Source organism: Dactylosporangium siamense, from assembly GCF_016862795.1.
Taxonomy (GTDB): Bacteria; Actinomycetota; Actinomycetes; order Mycobacteriales; family Micromonosporaceae; genus Dactylosporangium; species Dactylosporangium siamense.
In genome coordinates, this window is record NZ_BONQ01000016.1 from 39,959 (window position 1) to 55,563 (window position 15,605).

14 protein-coding genes are annotated in these 15,605 nt (G+C 71.2%); 10 read left to right on the forward strand and 4 right to left on the reverse strand.

Going from position 1 to position 15,605, the window contains the following annotated elements; genetic code table 11:
• The first annotated feature begins 32 nt into the window (after positions 1 to 32).
• The 4 genes from Dsi01nite_RS03745 to Dsi01nite_RS03760 all read left to right on the forward strand — a co-directional run bounded on the left by Dsi01nite_RS03745 (position 33) and on the right by Dsi01nite_RS03760 (position 4,841).
• Positions 33 to 1,736, forward strand: coding sequence for a TerD family protein (locus Dsi01nite_RS03745; protein WP_203844580.1), 1,704 nt, complete (start codon positions 33 to 35; stop codon positions 1,734 to 1,736).
• An 81-nt stretch (positions 1,737 to 1,817) separates the two neighbouring features.
• Positions 1,818 to 3,374 (forward strand): TerD family protein, encoded by a 1,557-nt coding sequence (locus Dsi01nite_RS03750; protein WP_203844581.1) that lies wholly within the window; start codon positions 1,818 to 1,820, stop codon positions 3,372 to 3,374.
• Between the two features lie 62 nt (positions 3,375 to 3,436).
• The gene (locus Dsi01nite_RS03755) at positions 3,437 to 4,063 is read left to right on the forward strand and encodes an AIM24 family protein (RefSeq protein WP_203844582.1); all 627 of its coding nucleotides are present in this window, start codon (positions 3,437 to 3,439) and stop codon (positions 4,061 to 4,063) included.
• A 10-nt stretch (positions 4,064 to 4,073) separates the two neighbouring features.
• Positions 4,074 to 4,841 carry an AIM24 family protein gene (locus Dsi01nite_RS03760; RefSeq protein WP_203844583.1) on the forward strand — a complete coding sequence of 256 codons (768 nt, stop codon included), beginning with the start codon at positions 4,074 to 4,076 and terminating at the stop codon, positions 4,839 to 4,841.
• Between the two features lie 207 nt (positions 4,842 to 5,048).
• Here the strand turns inward: Dsi01nite_RS03760 and Dsi01nite_RS03765 are convergent, their stop codons facing one another.
• On the reverse strand, positions 5,049 to 6,095 hold the full coding sequence (locus Dsi01nite_RS03765; RefSeq protein ID WP_203844584.1) for a LacI family DNA-binding transcriptional regulator: 1,047 nt from the start codon (positions 6,093 to 6,095) through the stop codon (positions 5,049 to 5,051).
• 193 nt (positions 6,096 to 6,288) lie between these two features.
• Between Dsi01nite_RS03765 and Dsi01nite_RS03770 the strand changes: the two genes are divergently transcribed.
• The 5 genes from Dsi01nite_RS03770 to Dsi01nite_RS03790 all read left to right on the forward strand — a co-directional run bounded on the left by Dsi01nite_RS03770 (position 6,289) and on the right by Dsi01nite_RS03790 (position 12,327).
• Positions 6,289 to 7,353 (forward strand): substrate-binding domain-containing protein, encoded by a 1,065-nt coding sequence (locus tag Dsi01nite_RS03770; protein ID WP_203844585.1) that lies wholly within the window; start codon positions 6,289 to 6,291, stop codon positions 7,351 to 7,353.
• Positions 7,350 to 8,366 carry an ABC transporter permease gene (locus Dsi01nite_RS03775; protein WP_203844586.1) on the forward strand — a complete coding sequence of 339 codons (1,017 nt, stop codon included), beginning with the start codon at positions 7,350 to 7,352 and terminating at the stop codon, positions 8,364 to 8,366. The genes Dsi01nite_RS03770 and Dsi01nite_RS03775 overlap by 4 nt, the downstream gene beginning before the upstream one ends.
• Complete coding sequence (locus tag Dsi01nite_RS03780; protein ID WP_239135657.1) at positions 8,363 to 9,163, forward strand: ATP-binding cassette domain-containing protein; 801 nt, start codon at positions 8,363 to 8,365, stop codon at positions 9,161 to 9,163. Before Dsi01nite_RS03775 ends, Dsi01nite_RS03780 begins: the two co-directional genes overlap by 4 nt.
• Positions 9,160 to 10,071 (forward strand): carbohydrate kinase family protein, encoded by a 912-nt coding sequence (locus Dsi01nite_RS03785; protein WP_203844587.1) that lies wholly within the window; start codon positions 9,160 to 9,162, stop codon positions 10,069 to 10,071. The genes Dsi01nite_RS03780 and Dsi01nite_RS03785 overlap by 4 nt, the downstream gene beginning before the upstream one ends.
• Positions 10,072 to 10,326: 255 nt before the next feature.
• Entirely contained in the window at positions 10,327 to 12,327 is a 2,001-nt protein-coding gene (locus Dsi01nite_RS03790; protein ID WP_203844588.1) for an endo-1,4-beta-xylanase, read from the forward strand.
• On the opposite strand, the gene Dsi01nite_RS03795 is transcribed toward Dsi01nite_RS03790, so the two are convergent.
• Entirely contained in the window at positions 12,320 to 13,036 is a 717-nt protein-coding gene (locus Dsi01nite_RS03795; protein ID WP_203844589.1) for a polyamine aminopropyltransferase, read from the reverse strand. The genes Dsi01nite_RS03790 and Dsi01nite_RS03795 overlap by 8 nt on opposite strands.
• Before the next feature lie 50 nt (positions 13,037 to 13,086).
• Here Dsi01nite_RS03795 and Dsi01nite_RS03800 point away from each other — a divergent pair, with 50 nt between their 5' ends.
• Positions 13,087 to 13,317: a DivIVA domain-containing protein gene (locus tag Dsi01nite_RS03800; RefSeq protein ID WP_203844590.1), complete on the forward strand. Its 231-nt coding sequence runs from the start codon at positions 13,087 to 13,089 to the stop codon at positions 13,315 to 13,317.
• A 9-nt stretch (positions 13,318 to 13,326) separates the two neighbouring features.
• On the opposite strand, the gene Dsi01nite_RS03805 is transcribed toward Dsi01nite_RS03800, so the two are convergent.
• Entirely contained in the window at positions 13,327 to 14,466 is a 1,140-nt protein-coding gene (locus Dsi01nite_RS03805) for a fatty acid desaturase family protein (RefSeq protein WP_203844591.1), read from the reverse strand.
• 31 nt (positions 14,467 to 14,497) lie between these two features.
• Complete coding sequence (locus tag Dsi01nite_RS03810) at positions 14,498 to 15,562, reverse strand: ferredoxin reductase (protein ID WP_203844592.1); 1,065 nt, start codon at positions 15,560 to 15,562, stop codon at positions 14,498 to 14,500.
• Between the last annotated feature and the right edge of the window lie 43 nt (positions 15,563 to 15,605).

Here is a 15,605-nt window from a genome sequence, read left to right on the forward strand (position 1 = left end):
GCCAGGTCCGTCGGCATCAGGAGGAAAAGCTAATGACGCTGGTCTTCGTCAAGGGGCAGAACGCACCCCTGGCGGCGCAGCAGCTCAGGATCATGGTCGACGCCGCCGTCGCGGTCGACCTGTCGGCGTTGCTGCTCGCCGAGACGGGACGCGTCCGGTCCGACGGTGACTTCGTCTTCTACAACCAGCCGGCGGCGCCGGGGCTGACGTGGCTGACCGGCGGCGCCGGCGGGGCGCAACGGGTCGAGATCGACCTGTCCGCGGTCCCCGCCGACGTCGACCGGGTCATCGCGGTGATCAGCCCCGACGACCGCACGACGAAGTTCGGGTCCGGTCCCGCACCGGTCGCCCGGCTCGTCGAGGCGACCGGCGCCGAGGTGGGGACCTTCACCATGCAGGGCCTCAGCGAGGAACGGGCCGTCATCGCCTGGGAGCTGTACCGCCGGGCCGGCGCCTGGAAGGTCCGCGCCATCGGCCAGGGCTACTCCGGTGGCCTCGCGCAGCTGATCGCGGCCCACGGCGTCGACGTCGAGCAGGAGGAGCCGGCCCCGGCGCCCGTGACGTCGTCGCCGCACTTCCCCGGCACGCCGTCGCCGCACTTCCCGGGCACCGGCGGGCCGGCGCCCGCCGCGTCGCAGCAGCCGCAGCAGCCACTGCCGGAGGTCGGCGGTCCCCTTGAGGAGCGCCAGTACCAGCAGGTGTGGTCGATCTTCCAGGACGCGGCCCGGTCCACGTCCGCGCTGCGCTCCGCCATCGGCTACGCCGAGCAGCGCCGCGACAACGAGGTCGGCGAGCTGCTCAACGACCCGCGGCTGCGCAACTCGCCGCAGACGGCCGCGGCCCGCGCGGAGGCGGACCGCCGGCACGACGAGCTCGTGCGCCGCGCCGAGGCGGACCGCCGCCGCGACGTCGACCAGCTCGTCGCCGAGCTCAGGGAGCTCTCGGCCGGCCTGCCGGCGCCGATGGCCGGCTGGGACAGCCCGCGGTGGCGGGACTGGCGCCTGCCGGCGACGATGACGGCCGGCATCCGGGTCGGTGACGTCCACGTCCCGGAGAGCCCGGAGCTGCGCATCCCGCTGCTGTTCCGGTTGCCGCTGATGCGGCCGCTGTGGATCGACACGACCGGCGCCGACAAGGCCTCCGCGCAGGCGATGGCCCGCTCGGTCGTCGTGCGCCTGCTGGCCGCGCACCCGCCGGGCCAGCTCAACGTCTCCGTCGTCGACCTCGCCGGAGGCGGTGCCGCCGGCCGCTCGTACGACCTCGGCGGTGCTCCCGGTGCCGCGCGGTCGGTGCCGGTCGCGGCGACCCCGCAGGCGCTCGGCGACATGCTGGAGCAGCTCGTCGAGCGGGTCGACCTGGTGCAGATGGCGATCCGCGCCGGTGCGATGGGATCGCCGTACGAGGACATCGACGGTGGGCGGCGGCTGCTCGTGCTGCACGACTTCCCGTACGGCTTCGACGACAGCGCCTTCAACCGGCTGCAGTACCTGCTCCACGAGGGGCCCGAGGCGGGCGTGCACGTGCTGATGGTCGCCGACCCGCAGGACTCCTCGACGCTCGGTCCGATGGTCGGGGCGGTGTGGCGCTCGATGGCGCGTCTGCCGGTCCTGTCCGGCGACCACATGGGCGACCCTTGGGTGGGGCTGACCTGGACGTTCACGCCGGACGTGACCACGGGCAGCGCCGCCGTCGACGAGATCCTGGCCCGCCTCGCCCGTCAGGCGGACGGGCAATGATCCGGCACTGTCAGGCACCACTTGTGCGGTGCCGCTATAAGTTGATCGCAGACGCGCTGTCGTTGTAGCCGAGGAGATCACGTGTCTCAGACATTCACTCGGGGGCAGAAAAGCCCGATTTCGTCCTTCACCACGGGAGATGATCTGTATGTAGGCATCCAGTTGAACGCTCCCGGGATCACGTGGGACATCTCGTGCTTCGGCCTGGACGCCGACGACAAGCTCGTGGACGACAACTACTTCATCTTCTTCAACCAGCCGAAGTCGCCCGAGGGCTCGATCCAGAAGCTCGGCCCGCAGTCGGGTGACACCGACTCGTTCCGGGCGACCCTCACCTCGGTCCCGGAGAAGGTCGCGAAGCTGTCGTTCTGCGCCGCGATCGAGACGGCCGGCACCGCCAGCCAGCTGCAGTCCGGCTACCTGCGCATCGTCGCCGGCGGCCAGGAGGTCATGCGCTACGCCTTCACCGGCGCCGACTTCGGCACCGAACGGGCGATCATCATCGGCGACCTGTACCGCAAGGGCGTCTGGCGCTTCGGCGCGGTCGGCCAGGGCTTCGCCGGAGGCCTCGCGGACCTGATCCGCTCCTACGGCGGCAACGTCGACGACGAGCCCGCCCCCGCGCCGGCCGGTCCCGCCCCCGGCTTCGCGCCGCCGCCCGGCGGGCCGCCGCCACAGCAGGGCTTCGCACCGCCCCCGCCGCCGCCGACCCAGCAGTTCGCGCCGCCGCCGCCTCCGCCGCAGCAGTTCGCGCCTCCGCCGCAGCAGCCTGGGTACCCGCCGCAGGGTCAGCCCGGATTCGCGCCGCAGGGCCAGCCCGGGTATCCGCCGCAGGGCCAGCCGGGTCAGCAGCCTGGTTACCCGCCGCAGGGCCAGCCCGGGTACCCGCCGCAGGGTCAGCCGGGTCAGCAGCCTGGTTACCCGCCGCAGGGTCAGCCCGGCTACCCGGGTGAGCCGCTGCCGTCGCAGGCCGAGCGGGTGCAGCCCGGCGTCATGCACAGCATCCAGAAGTACCGGGAGGCGCCGACCACCGGCCGCTGGACGAAGCAGAACAGCAAGCTGGTCAAGGTGACCCTCGGCCCGGACGCGCACGCGCGGCGCGGGTCCATGGTCGCCTACCAGGGCAACGTCGAGTTCGAGTACAAGGGCTCCGGCGGCCTGAAGGCGATGTTCGAGGGCGCGATGACCGGCCAGGGCCTCAAGCTCATGACGCTGAAGGGCCAGGGCGAGGTGTTCCTCGCCGAGAACGCCAGCGACCTGCACGTCGTCGAGCTGCAGGGCCAGGCGCTGTGCATCAACGCCAACAACGTGCTCGCCTTCGACGCGAGCCTGCAGACCGAGGTCAAGCGGATCGAGAGTCCGGGCATCCCCGGCGGCGGCATGTTCCACCTGGAGGTCAGGGGACAGGGCACCGTGATCGTCATGACCAAGGGCACGCCGGTCACGCTGCAGTGCCAGGGTCCGACGTTCGGTGACATGAACGCCGTGGTCGCCTGGACCGCGGGCATGCGGGTCGCGGTGTCGACGCAGGTCAGGGTGTCCCGGCAGATCTACGCCGGGGCCAGCGGCGAGTCCGTCGCGCTCCAGTTCATGGGAATGCAGGGCCACTTCGTCGTGGTCCAGCCCTACGAGGTCTGAAAGGGGACGCTGTGCAGAGTCCGCTGCTCCAACACTATGGCCAGACGCAGGTCCGGGACCGGATGAGCCTTCACGGCAGCAAGATCGCCAAGGTCATCATGGGGCCGGGCCAGGACCTGATGGCCCGCACCGGTTCGATGATCGCCTACGAGGGCCTGATCGACTTCAACCCGAACCCGCCGCAGCTCGGCCAGATGGCCCGGTCCTGGGCGACCGGCGAGGGCGTGCCGCTGATGACCGCGACCGGCCAGGGCGAGCTCTACCTCGCCGACTACGGCAAGGAGGTCATCGTCGTGCAGCTCGCCGGCGAGGGCCTGTCCGTCAACGGCAAGAACATCCTCGCCTTCGACTCCACCCTCCAGTGGACCATCGAGCGGGTCAAGGGCGTCAGCATGCTGTCCGGCATGGGTATGTTCAACGTGGTCATCCGCGGCAACGGCTGGGTCGCGCTGACCAGCAAGGGCACGCCCGTGGTCCTCGACACGCGCGAGGCACCGACCTATGTGGACACCGACGCGCTGGTCGGCTTCACCGACGGGTTGAGCATCAGCCCCAAGCGCACCGCCCGCTTCGGCAACCTCATCGGCCGCGGCTCCGGCGAGTCGTTCCAGCTCGGTTTCTCCGGGCAGGGTTTCGTGATCGTCCAGCCGAGCGAGGACGCGCGTCCCGCGTTCGCGGTCCGGGGCTGAGGAGACAGACATGTACCAGAGCTCATTGCTGGCCAACCAGGAAGTGCAGAGCACCGAGCGGTTCGCCCTGCAGAACGGCAAGATGCTGAAGGCCACCCTCGGGCAGGCCACCGGCATGCGCGAGTTCTTCGCCCGCAAGGGTGCCATGGTCGCCTACCAGGGCGGCGTCAACTTCGACTCGCAGTATCAGGGCTGGGGCTCGCACGTCGCGCGGCACTTCACCGGTGAGGGCCTGAACCTGATGAAGGTCCACGGCAGCGGCACGGTGTTCCTGGCCAACCAGGCCCAGGACATCCACATCCTGGACCTCACCGGCGACGGCCTCACCGTCGACGGCAACAACATCCTCGCCTTCGAGACCCAGCTGCGCTGGGACATCGTCCGCATCGACTCGCAGGTCCAGATCGCCGGTGCCGGCGGCTACAACATCGACATCGGCGGCCGCGGCAAGGTCGCCGTCACCACCACCGGCGCGCCGCTGGTCATGCGGGTCACCCCCAACAACTACTACTTCGCCGACGCCGACGCGGTCATCGCCTGGTCCTCGAGCCTGCAGGTCAGCATGCAGGCGGCGGTCACGTCCTCGTCGGTCTGGCGCCCGCGCGGCAACACCGGCGAGAGCTGGCAGATGCAGTTCACCGGTGAGGGCTTCGTGGTGGTCCAGCCGGCCGAGCTCGTCCCGCCGTACGACGCCCTCGCCGGCACCAACCTCGCCGGTCGCTTCGGCCTCGGCCAGCAGGGCGGCATGCAGGGCAACAACTTCTTCGGCGGTCGCTGACCGCAGGTGTCATCCGGGGTCCCGGGCAGCGTTGCTCTCGCTGTCCGGGACCTTTCCATTCGGTGCTACAACACCGCCTTCAGCCAAAGAACGAAAACCATCGATCACTGGACCGGTCGGTACCAGCGCTCCGGAACGGAAATCTTGAACTACCTGGTTGATTGGTGACCGCGGGCGGCCACCAATCAACCAGGTAGTTCGGAATCCCTACGCGGACCGCACACCACCGGGCCCGGCGATCTCGCCGGAGCCCCGGACGATCAGGCGCGTGTCGACGAGATGGGTGGTGGGCTCCCAGTCCTCCCCGTCGAGGCGGCGGAACAGCAGGTCCGCGGCGACCCGGCCCATCCGGTACGGGTCCTGCGACACGACGGTGACGGCCGGCTCCAGCAGGTCCGCGAGGGGGAAGTCGTCGAAGCCGGCGATCGCGACCCGGTGCTGCAGCCCGCGTGAGCGCAGCGCGCGGATCGCGCCGATGGTGATGAGGTTCTGCGCGCTGAAGCACGCCGTCGGCGCGGAGGGGCCGTCCAGCAGCGCGCCGAAGGCGGTCGCGGCGGCCTCCGAGGTGTGCAGGTCGTGCACGACGTGCACGGGCCGGATGCCGTGGTCGCTCAGGGCCTCCTTGTAGCCCTGGAAGCGGCGCCGGGCGGTGGCGATGGTGCGCAGGTCGCCGAGGTACGCGATGTCGCGGTGGCCGTGGGCGACGAGGTGGCGCACGGCGTCGGCGGCGCCGGTCTCGTTGTCGACGAGGACCGCGTCGGCGTGCAGGCCGACGGGTGGGCGGTCGACGAAGACGAGCGGGGTGCCGCCGACCACCTCGCGGGTCAGGTACGCCTGGTTGTCGCTGGCCGGCACGATCAGCATCGCGTCGGCCTGGCGCATCGCGAACGCGCGGACGAGGGCGCGCTCCCGGTCGGGGTCCTCCTCGACGCTGCCGGCGAACACCATCACGTCGCGGGCGTGGGCGACGTCCTCGAGGGCGCGGTACAGGGCCGAGGAGAACGGGTTGGACACGTCCTCGAGCACGGCGGCGATGGCGGCGGTGCGGCCGCCCGCGCGGCGCAGGCTGCTGGCGGTGATGTTGGGCCGGTACTCCAGCTGCCGGATCGCGCGTTCGACGGCGCCGGCCTTCGACGGGCTGACCCCGGGCTCGCCGTTGACGACGCGGGAGACGGTCTTCGGGCTGACCCCCGCCAGCTGCGCCACGTCGCGCAGGGTCGGGCGGGCACGGGCGACCTGGGCGGCACTGTCCACGGCACTCCCTCGCGAAGATCGGCATCCACATTATCGCCAGGCCCGCCCAGTCTCCCCGAACCGGCCCGATTTGACAACGATGTCAAGAGTGCGGCCACGAATCCCAAGAGCACTTCCTAGGCAACATTGACAATCATGATGAGGCGGGTTGACACTCCTTGACATCGTTGTCAAACGAGTCTGAGGAGTTGACATGATCGAACGCAACCGAACGGCGGCGGGGTTGCTCGCTGCCGCGATGGTGGCCGGTGGGCTCACCGCCGCGTGCGGTGACGACAGCGGCAGCGACCAGGTGTCGGTCGCGCTGATCACGAAGAACTCGACCAACCCGTTCTTCGTCACGATGCAGGACGGCGCGAAGCAGGCCGCGACGGCCGAGGGCGTCAAGCTGACCATCGCCGCCGGCAAGGCCGACGGCGACGAGGCGGGCCAGGTGCAGGCGATCGAGGACGCCATCGCCCGCGGCGACAAGGGCATCCTCATCACCCCCAACGGGCCGGGCGTCAACCCGGCGATCAAGAAGGCCCGCGACGCCGGGCTCTACGTCATCGCCCTGGACACCCCGCCGGACCCGGCGAACACCGTGGACATCACGTTCGCCACCGACAACTTCAAGGCCGGTGAGCTCATCGGCAAGTGGACCGCCACCCAGCTGGCCGGCAAGCCCGCCACGATCGCCATGCTCGACCTGTTCACCGACAAGATCGTGTCCGTGGACTACAACCGGGACCAGGGCTTCCTGACCGGCATGGGGATCGACGCCAAGGACAAGAAGCGCAACGGTGACGAGGCGAAGACCGGCAGCTACTCCGGCGGCACCTACAGCATCGTGTGCAACGAGCCGACCAACGGCGCCGAGGACGGCGGCCGCACCGCGATGGAGCGGTGCCTGACGAAGAACCCGGCGGTCAACGTCGTCTACACGATCAACGAACCGGCCGCGGTCGGCGCGCAGAAGGCGCTCAAGGCCGCCGGCACCAAGGACGTGCTCGTCGTGTCGATCGACGGCGGCTGCGACGGCGTCAAGCAGGTCAAGGACGGGCTCATCAACGCCACCTCCCAGCAGTACCCGCTGAAGATGGCCGAGCTCGGCATCAAGGCCGTCAAGCAGATCGCGACCGGCGGCGAGAAGCCGAAGACCAGCGGGGGCCTCGACTTCTTCGACACCGGCGTGACCCTGGTGACCGACAAACCGGCCGCCGGTGTGGAGAGCATCGACAGCACCGAGGGCGCGAACCGGTGCTGGGGCAAGTCGTGACGGCCACCACCGCCGCGGAACAGTTCGCGCTGCGCCGGCGCTCGCCGGTCCAACGCGTCCAGCACGTGCTGCACTCGTACCCCGCCATCAGCCCGTTCCTCGTGCTCGTCATCTCCTTCGCGGTCTTCACGATGATCAACCCGAGGTTCGCCCAGCCGAACTCGCTGTCGCTGGTGCTGCAGCAGGTCGCCGTCATCGGCGCGCTCGCGGTCGGGCAGACCCTGATCATCCTCACCGCCGGCATCGACCTGTCCGTCGGCGCGGTCACGATCCTCGCGATGATGCTGTCCGCGAAGCTCGCCGAGGGCAACGGCCTGCCCGGGATCCTCGCGGTGCTGGTCGGGATCGCCCTCGGCGTCGCCGCCGGCGCGCTCAACGGCACCCTCGTCACCCGCATCGGGCTGCCACCGTTCATCGTCACGCTCGGCACGCTCAGCGTCTTCACCGCCATCGGGCTGCTCTACACCCGGGGGCAGAGCGTGCAGGCCGTCGACCTGCCGGCCCTGCTCAACTGGACGGGGGAGACGTTCGCGGTCGGCCGGTTCCGCATCACCGCCGGTGTCGTGCTCGTCGCCGTCCTCTACGTCGTGGTCGGCTTCGCCCTCGCCAACACCGCGTGGGGCCGGCACGTGTACGCCGTCGGCGACGACAAGGAAGCCGCCCGGCTCGCCGGCATCCGGGTCGACCGGGTCCTGGTGAGCGTGTACGTCATCGCCGGCGCGATCTACGGCCTCACCGCCTGGATCCTCATCGGCCGGGCCGGCGCGGCCAGCCCCAACGCGATCACCGACGCCAACCTGGAGAGCATCACCGCCGTCGTCATCGGCGGCACCAGCCTCTTCGGCGGCCGGGGCGCGGTCCTCGGCACGCTGCTCGGCGCGCTCATCGTCGGCTTCTTCCGCAGCGGCCTGTCCCTGGCGGGCGTCGACGACCAGTACCGCGTCCTCGCCGTCGGCCTGCTCGTGCTGGTGGCGGTGGCCGTCGACCAGTGGATCCGGAGGGTCCGCGCATGAACACGAGTATGACGCCCGTTTTGTCCGCCCGGGGGTTGGTGAAGACGTTCGGCCGGGTCGTCGGGCTCGACGGCGTCGACATCGACCTGTTCCCCGGTGAGGTCCTCGCCGTCATCGGCGACAACGGCGCCGGCAAGTCGACCCTCATCAAGTGCCTCACCGGCGCGCTCGTCCCCGACGCCGGTTCGATGTCGCTGGACGGGCAGCCGGTGCAGTTCAAACGGCCGCAGGACGCCCGTGAGGCCGGCATCGAGACGGTGTACCAGACCCTCGCGGTCGCGCCAGCCCTCGACATCGCCAGCAACCTGTACCTCGGCCGGGAGCGGCTGCGGCCGGGGCCGCTCGGCTCGGTCCTGCGGATGCTCGACAAGAAGGGCATGCGCCGCGACGCGAGCCAGGCCCTCGCCGACCTCGGCATCGGCACCCTGCAGAACATGGCCCAGCCGGTCGAGACGCTGTCCGGCGGCCAGCGCCAGGCGGTCGCGGTGGCGCGGGCCGCCGCGTTCGGCAGCAAGGTGATCGTCCTGGACGAGCCGACCGCCGCGCTCGGCGTCCGGGAGTCCAACCAGGTGCTCAAGATGATCGGCGAGGTCCGCTCCCGGGGGCTGCCGGTCATCCTGATCAGCCACAACATGCCGCACGTGTTCGAGGTCGCCGACCGCATCCACATCCAGCGTCTCGGCCGCTGCGGCGGGCTCATCACCCCGCAGTCGCACACCATGTCGGAGGCGGTCGCCATCATGACCGGTGCCACGACCCTGGACGAGACGCCCGGCCGCGTCGGGGGTGGTGCGTGATCACCGTGGTCGGTGAGGCCCTGGTGGACCTGATCGAGGGTCCACCGGGCGGGCCTTCGGCGTATCCCGGCGGCAGCCCCGCCAACGTCGCCGTCGCCCTGGCCCGCCTCGGCGCCGACGTCAGCCTCCTCACCCAGCTCGGCGCCGACCCGCACGGCCGGCTGGTGCTCGACTTCCTCGCCGCCAATGGGGTACGACTGGCGCCCGGCACCCGCCTCGACGCCACCCCGACGAGCACCGCGCACACCAGGCTCGGGCCGGACGGCCAGGCGGACTACACCTTCGACATCGCCTGGCGGGCCCTCCCACCCAGCGCGTCCACTGTGGACCCGGCGGTGGCCTGCCTGCACACGGGGTCGATCGCCACGTTCCTCGAACCCGGCGCGGCACACGTCGCCGCGCTGATGCGGTCCGCCGCCGCCACCATCAGCTACGACCCCAACTGCCGGCCGTCGCTGATGGGCGACCCCGCCGCCGCCGTCCCGCGGGTCGAGGGGCTCGTCGCGCTCAGCGACGTCGTGAAGGTCAGCCAGGAGGACCTCGCCTGGCTGTACCCGGGACGCGGGCCCGACGAGATCGGCCGGGCCTGGCTCGCGCTCGGCGCCCGGCTCGTCGTGGTGACCCTCGGCGCCGACGGTGCCTGGGGCAGCACCGCCGGGGTCGCGGTGAGCGTGGCGCCGATGCCGGTGCGGGTGGTGGACACCGTCGGCGCCGGGGACGCGTTCACCGCCGGGCTGCTGCACGCCTGCGGCGCCGCCGGCCTGCTCGGCGCCGCCAACCGGGACCGCCTGGCCGGGATCGACGGCTCGGGCCTCGCGGCCATGCTCACGTTCGCGTCCCAGGTCGCCGGCATCACCTGCGCCCGCCGCGGCGCCGACCCACCCACCCTCGCCGACCTCCCCTCATGACCCCGCCCCGTGATCCCGAAGACCTGGTGCACCCAGGACTGCCCAACCTCTTCCGGATCACGGAAGTCCCTGGCCTCATGATCCGGAAGGGTTTGTGTACCCAGGGGTGCCCGAGGTCTTCGGGATCATGGAAGGGTGTGCATCTTTCACTGCCGGCGGCGCGGTGAGCTGGGCCCGGGGCGGCGGCGGGTTGTCCCGGGACGGGTGCGCGTGCTCTCGTGGGCGCCGCCGTACCAAACCCTGGGAGTGACCGGCATGAACCATCGATCATGGACCCGCCACGCACGGACCGTGGCCGTTGTCGCCGCCGCCGGCGCGCTGGTCGCGGCCGTGCTGCCCGTGCTCGCCGCGTCGGCGGGGCAGACCCTCGCGCAGGTCGCGACCGCGCGCGGCTTCCACATCGGCACCGCGGCCGGGGTCAGGACCCTCGCGTCGAGCCAGTGGCGGCAGGTCGCGGACACCCAGTTCAACTCGGTGACGATGGGCAACGAGGGCAAGTGGGACGCCACCGAGCCCACGCAGGGCCAGTTCGACTTCGCCGCCGCCGACGCCATCGCCGACTACGCCGCCGCGACCGGCAAGCGGCTGCGCGGGCACACCCTCGTGTGGCACAGCCAGCTGCCGTCGTGGGTGAGCACGGACCGCACCGCCGCCGCGCAACGGCAGGTGCTCATCGACCACGTGACCGGGGTCGCCGGGCACTTCGCCGGCGACGTCGCGCAGTGGGACGTGGTGAACGAGCCGTTCAACGAGGACGGGACGCTGCGCTCCTCGGTCTGGTACACGCGGCTCGGCGAGTCCTACATCGCCGACGCGCTCACCGCCGCCCGCGCCGCCGACCCGGCCGCGAAACTGTTCATCAACGACTACAACGTCGAGGGCGTCAACGCCAAGAGCACCGGCCTGTACAACCTCGTGCAGCGGCTGCAGGCGGCCGGCGTCCCGATCGACGGGGTCGGCCTGCAGGCGCACCTGATCGTCGGGCAGGTCCCGTCGACGCTGCGGCAGAACATCGAGCGGTTCACCGCGCTCGGGCTGAAGGTCGAGATCACCGAGCTCGACGTGCGGATCCCGCTGCCCGCCGACACCGCCGAGCTGACCCAGCAGGCCGCGGACTACCGCGCGGTCGTCGGGGCGTGCGCCGCCGTCGCCGGCTGCACCGGCGTGACGACGTGGGGCGTCGGCGAGGTCGACTCGTGGATCCCCGCGTTCTTCCCCGGCTACGGCGCGGCCCTGCTGTTCGACGAGCAGTGGCGGGCCAGGCCCGCGTACACGGCCGTGGTCGAGGCGCTCGGCGGCACCGCGACCGTCCCGGCGCCGCCGCCCGTGCCGAGCCTGGTGAGCGTGGCGGCGTATCCGTTCGAGAGCGGCCTGGCCGGCTGGGGCTCCCGCGGCAGCGAGGTCACGACACAGGTAACGACGGTCGCGCACGGCGGCACCGGCAGCGTGCTGTCGTCCGGGCGGACCGCGACGTGGCAGGGCCCGACCCGTCCGGTGCTGGACCTGCTGGCGCCGGGGAAGCTGTACACGGTGAGCGCATGGGCGCGCACGGCGTCCGGCACGGGCACCGCCCGGCTCAGCATGCAACGGCAGAACGGCACCGCGACCCGCTACGAGAACGTCAGCGCCAACACGGCGATCGGCACGTCGTGGACCCTCCTGCGCGGCGACTACCTGTTCCTGCCCGGCGCGACGGCGCTGTCGGTGTACCTGGAGACCACGGACACGACCGGCGACCTGTACCTGGACGACGTCACGATCGAGACCGAGGGCCCGCCGGTGTCTTCGTCGGCGTCGGCGTCGGCGTCGGCCTCGGCATCCGTCTCCGTGTCGCCGTCCGCGTCCCGCTCGGTGTCGCCGTCCGCGTCCCGCTCGGTGTCGCCGTCCGCGTCGCGGTCACCGTCCGCGTCACCCTCGCAGGGTGGGCCGGCCGGGTGCGTCGTGCGGTACACCACCAACGACTGGGGCGGCGGGTTCGTCGGCGACGTCACGGTCACCAACACCGGTGCCGCCGTGAACGGCTGGACGGTGCGCTGGACGTTCGCCGGTGACCAGCGCGTCAACCAGGCGTGGGGGGCGACGGTCACCCAGGCCGGCGCCGCGGTGAGCGCCACCAACGCCGCCTGGAACGGCACCGTCGGGGCCGGCGCCGCGGTGAACTTCGGGTTCCTTGCCAGCTACACAGCCGGCTACACCGGTGGCAACGCCCGCCCGGCCGCCTTCACCTTCAACGGCACGGCCTGCACCGTCAGTTGAGGTGCGCGACGTAGACGGTGTTCGTCGACTGCCGGCGCTGCAGGGGATTGTCGAACGCGACGACCTCGGCGCGGGCACCGGCGAACACCTCGGCGAGGGTGGCGGTGAACGCGTCGTCCGGCGGGTCGTTGGACCACAGCCCGAACACCCCGCCGGGGCGCAGGTGCCCGGCGAGGCGCTGGAGCCCGGCCACGGTGTAGAAGCCGCCGTTGCCGGGGTGCAGCAGGTGCGAGGGGGAGTGGTCGATGTCCAGCAGCACCGCGTCGAAGCGGCGGCCCGGCGCGGCCGGGTCGTAGCCGTCGTCGCCGGCGGTGAGGGCGAAGAAGTCGCCGTGCACGAGCCGGCAGCGCGGGTCGTCGGTCAGCGCGGCGCTCAGAGGGAGCAGGCCGCGCCGGTGCCAGCCGATGACCGCGTCCAGGTAGTCGACGACCAGCAGCGACTCGACCCGCAGGTCTTCGAGGGCGGCGTGGGCGGTGTAGCCGAGGCCGAGCCCGCCGACGACGACCTGGAGCGGACCGCCGGGCAGCGCGGCCAGCCCCAGCGTCGCGAGGGCGACCTCGGCGACGGTGAAGAGGCTGGACATCAGGTACTCGTCGCCGAGCTTCACCTCGTACACCTCGACCTCGAGGGACGGATCCCGCCGACGGCGGAGGCTGACCTCGCCGATCGGGGTCTGCTGCCAGTCGAGCTCTTCGAACCGCCGGGTCATCGGGGCACCGTATCGTGGCGTATCCCGGTCCCGGGGCGCAGACTGGGAACATGAGTGAATTTCCGGTCAAGTTCGGCGGGTACGACCGGGCGCGGGTCGACGCCTTCATCGCGACCAACACGGCCGAGCTGGAGTCTGGCGACCCTTCCCGGCGGGCGAAGGCCCTCGCCGCGGCGAACGCGGTCAGCTTCCCCTCGGCCCCCTGGCGAGGCTACGACAAGGCGGCCGTCGACCACTACCTTCGCCGGATCGGCAAGGGCCGCCCGGACGACAGAGTCTGAGCTTCTGCTTCATGCGACGCCCACCGGCTCGCGCTCCGGTGCCACCGCCGGCAGCGCGGTCCGGCGGTTCGGCAGCGCGAGGCGGAAGACCTTCGCCCACGCCGAGCCGACCTGCTTGGGCATCGGGCCGCTGGTGTAGCTCAGCCCGTACCGCTGGAAGAGGTCCTGGATCCTCGGCGCGATCTCCTGGTAGCGGTTGCTCGGCAGGTCCGGGAACAGGTGGTGCTCGATCTGGAACGACAGGTTGCCGGTCATGATGTGCATCAGCCGGCCGCCGGAGATGTTGGCGGAGCCGAGCATCTGCCGCAGGTACCACTCGCCGCGGGTCTCACCCTCGATCGAGGTCTTCTCGAACGTCTCCACGCCCTTCGGGAAGTGCCCGCACATGATGACCGAGTGCGTCCACAGGTTGCGGACCAGGTTCGCGGTCGCGTTGGCCGCGATGGTGTGCAGGAACGACGGGCCCGACAGCAGCGGGTGCAGCACGTAGTCCTTCGTCACCTGGCGGCCGATCTTGCGCAGCACCTGTTTCACGCCTGCCTTGAACTGCGGGCTCTTCCGGCGCTTCTTCGTCGCGAGGTTCTTGCCGAGCTCCAGGTCGTAGGCGGCGATGCCGTATTCGAAGAAGCACGCGTTGACGAAGTTCCACAGCGGCTGGCCCAGGTGGATCGGGTGCCAGCGCTGGTCCTCGTCGACCCGCATGATGCCGTAGCCGAGGTCGTTGTCGCGCCCGATGACGTTGGTGTACGTGTGGTGCAGCTCGTTGTGCGAGTGCTTCCACTGCTCCGACGGCGAGGCGTTGTCCCACTCCCACGTCGTCGAATGGATCTTCGGGTCACGCATCCAGTCCCACTGGCCGTGCATGACGTTGTGCCCGATCTCCATGTTCTCGAGGATCTTCGCCACCGACAGGCCCGCGGTCCCGACCAGCCACGCCGGCGGCAGGATCGAGAACAGCAGCACGCCCCGGCTGCCGAGCTCCAGCCAGCGCTGCACCTTGATGACCCGCCGGATGTAGGCCGCGTCGCGTTCACCGCGACTGGTGATGACCTCGTCGCGGATGGCGTCGAGCTCACGGCCGATCGCCTCGACGTCCTCGGCGGTGAGGTGACCGACCGGGTTGACGGGCTTGCGCTGGAGTGTGGTCACTGTTCTGGTGGGCCCTTCTTGGATTTCGAGCTCAGATTTCGAGGCGGCACGGGCCGGCCGCGGCGGAGATGCACGTCTGCACGAGGACGTTGTCGCCCTCGGTGGCGGTGGTGAGGCGGCCGTCGCGCAGGTCGCGCACGGCACCCTCGCGCAGGGGGAGCACGCAGCTGAAGCAGATGCCCATCCGGCACCCGGACGGCATGAGCACCCCGGCGGCCTCCCCGGCCTCCAGCAGCGGCGCGCCGTCCGTGCTCTCGACGGCCTTGCCGGAGCGCAGGAACGTCACGGTGCCGCCGTCGCCCGTGGCTGTGACCGCCGGTCGGAACCGTTCGACGTGCAGCTGTCCGGCCTTGCCGAGGCCTGCCCAGTGCCCGGTGAGCTCGTCCAGCATCGCGTTGGGCCCGCAGGCCCAGGTGTGCCGCTCCGCGAGGTCGGGCACCGCTGTTTCGAGGTCGCTCGGTTGCATCCGGCCGTCGGCGCGGGTGTGCCGTTCGACCAGCTGGATGCTTTTTTCTCGGGCAAGGGCGCGCAACTCGTCCCTGAAGAGGACGTCGTTTTCGGTGGGTGCGGAGTGCACGAGCACCGCGTCGCTGAGGCTTCGCGACCGCAGGATGCCCATCACGGGGGTGAGGCCGCTGCCCGCCGTCACGAACAGCACCTTCCCTGGGTCCTGCGCGGGCAGGGTGAAGTCGCCCGCCGGGCGCTCCAGGCCGAGGAGCATGCCGGGTCGTGCCTTCGCCAGGAGGTGCCGGCTGACCGCACCGCCGTCGACCGCCGTGACCGTGACCGTGAGCAGCCCGTCGGGCCGGTGCGGCGCGCTGGTCAGCGAGTACGCCCGCCAGAGGCGGACACCGTCGACGTCGACGCCGAGCCGCAGGTACTGCCCGGGCTCGTGCCGCCGCCAGCCGCGTCCCGGCCGCAGGGTGAGGGTGACCGCCCGGTCGGTCTCCGGGTGGACCGCCACGACCTTGGCCCGCAGCACCTCGCGGTTGCGCAACGGCGCGACCACGTCGAGGTAGTCGGCCGGCACCAGCGGCGTCGTCAGGAGCTCGACGACCCGCCAGGCACCGGCGCGGAGGGCTTGGGTAGCGGCCATGCGTCCAGCATGATGGAGTCCTGAGCACAAAATCATGACCGGG

Coding starts and splice junctions, on each gene's coding strand:
- Dsi01nite_RS03745 (WP_203844580.1), top strand. CDS start 33: ATGACGCTGGTCTTCGTCAAGGGGCAGAACGCACCCCTGGCGGCGCAG.
- Dsi01nite_RS03755 (WP_203844582.1), top strand. CDS start 3,437: ATGAGCCTTCACGGCAGCAAGATCGCCAAGGTCATCATGGGGCCGGGC.
- Dsi01nite_RS03760 (WP_203844583.1), top strand. CDS start 4,074: ATGTACCAGAGCTCATTGCTGGCCAACCAGGAAGTGCAGAGCACCGAG.
- Dsi01nite_RS03770 (WP_203844585.1), top strand. CDS start 6,289: ATGATCGAACGCAACCGAACGGCGGCGGGGTTGCTCGCTGCCGCGATG.
- Dsi01nite_RS03780 (WP_239135657.1), top strand. CDS start 8,363: ATGAACACGAGTATGACGCCCGTTTTGTCCGCCCGGGGGTTGGTGAAG.
- Dsi01nite_RS03790 (WP_203844588.1), top strand. CDS start 10,327: ATGAACCATCGATCATGGACCCGCCACGCACGGACCGTGGCCGTTGTC.
- Dsi01nite_RS03795 (WP_203844589.1), bottom strand. CDS start 13,036: ATGACCCGGCGGTTCGAAGAGCTCGACTGGCAGCAGACCCCGATCGGC.
- Dsi01nite_RS03800 (WP_203844590.1), top strand. CDS start 13,087: ATGAGTGAATTTCCGGTCAAGTTCGGCGGGTACGACCGGGCGCGGGTC.
- Dsi01nite_RS03810 (WP_203844592.1), bottom strand. CDS start 15,562: ATGGCCGCTACCCAAGCCCTCCGCGCCGGTGCCTGGCGGGTCGTCGAG.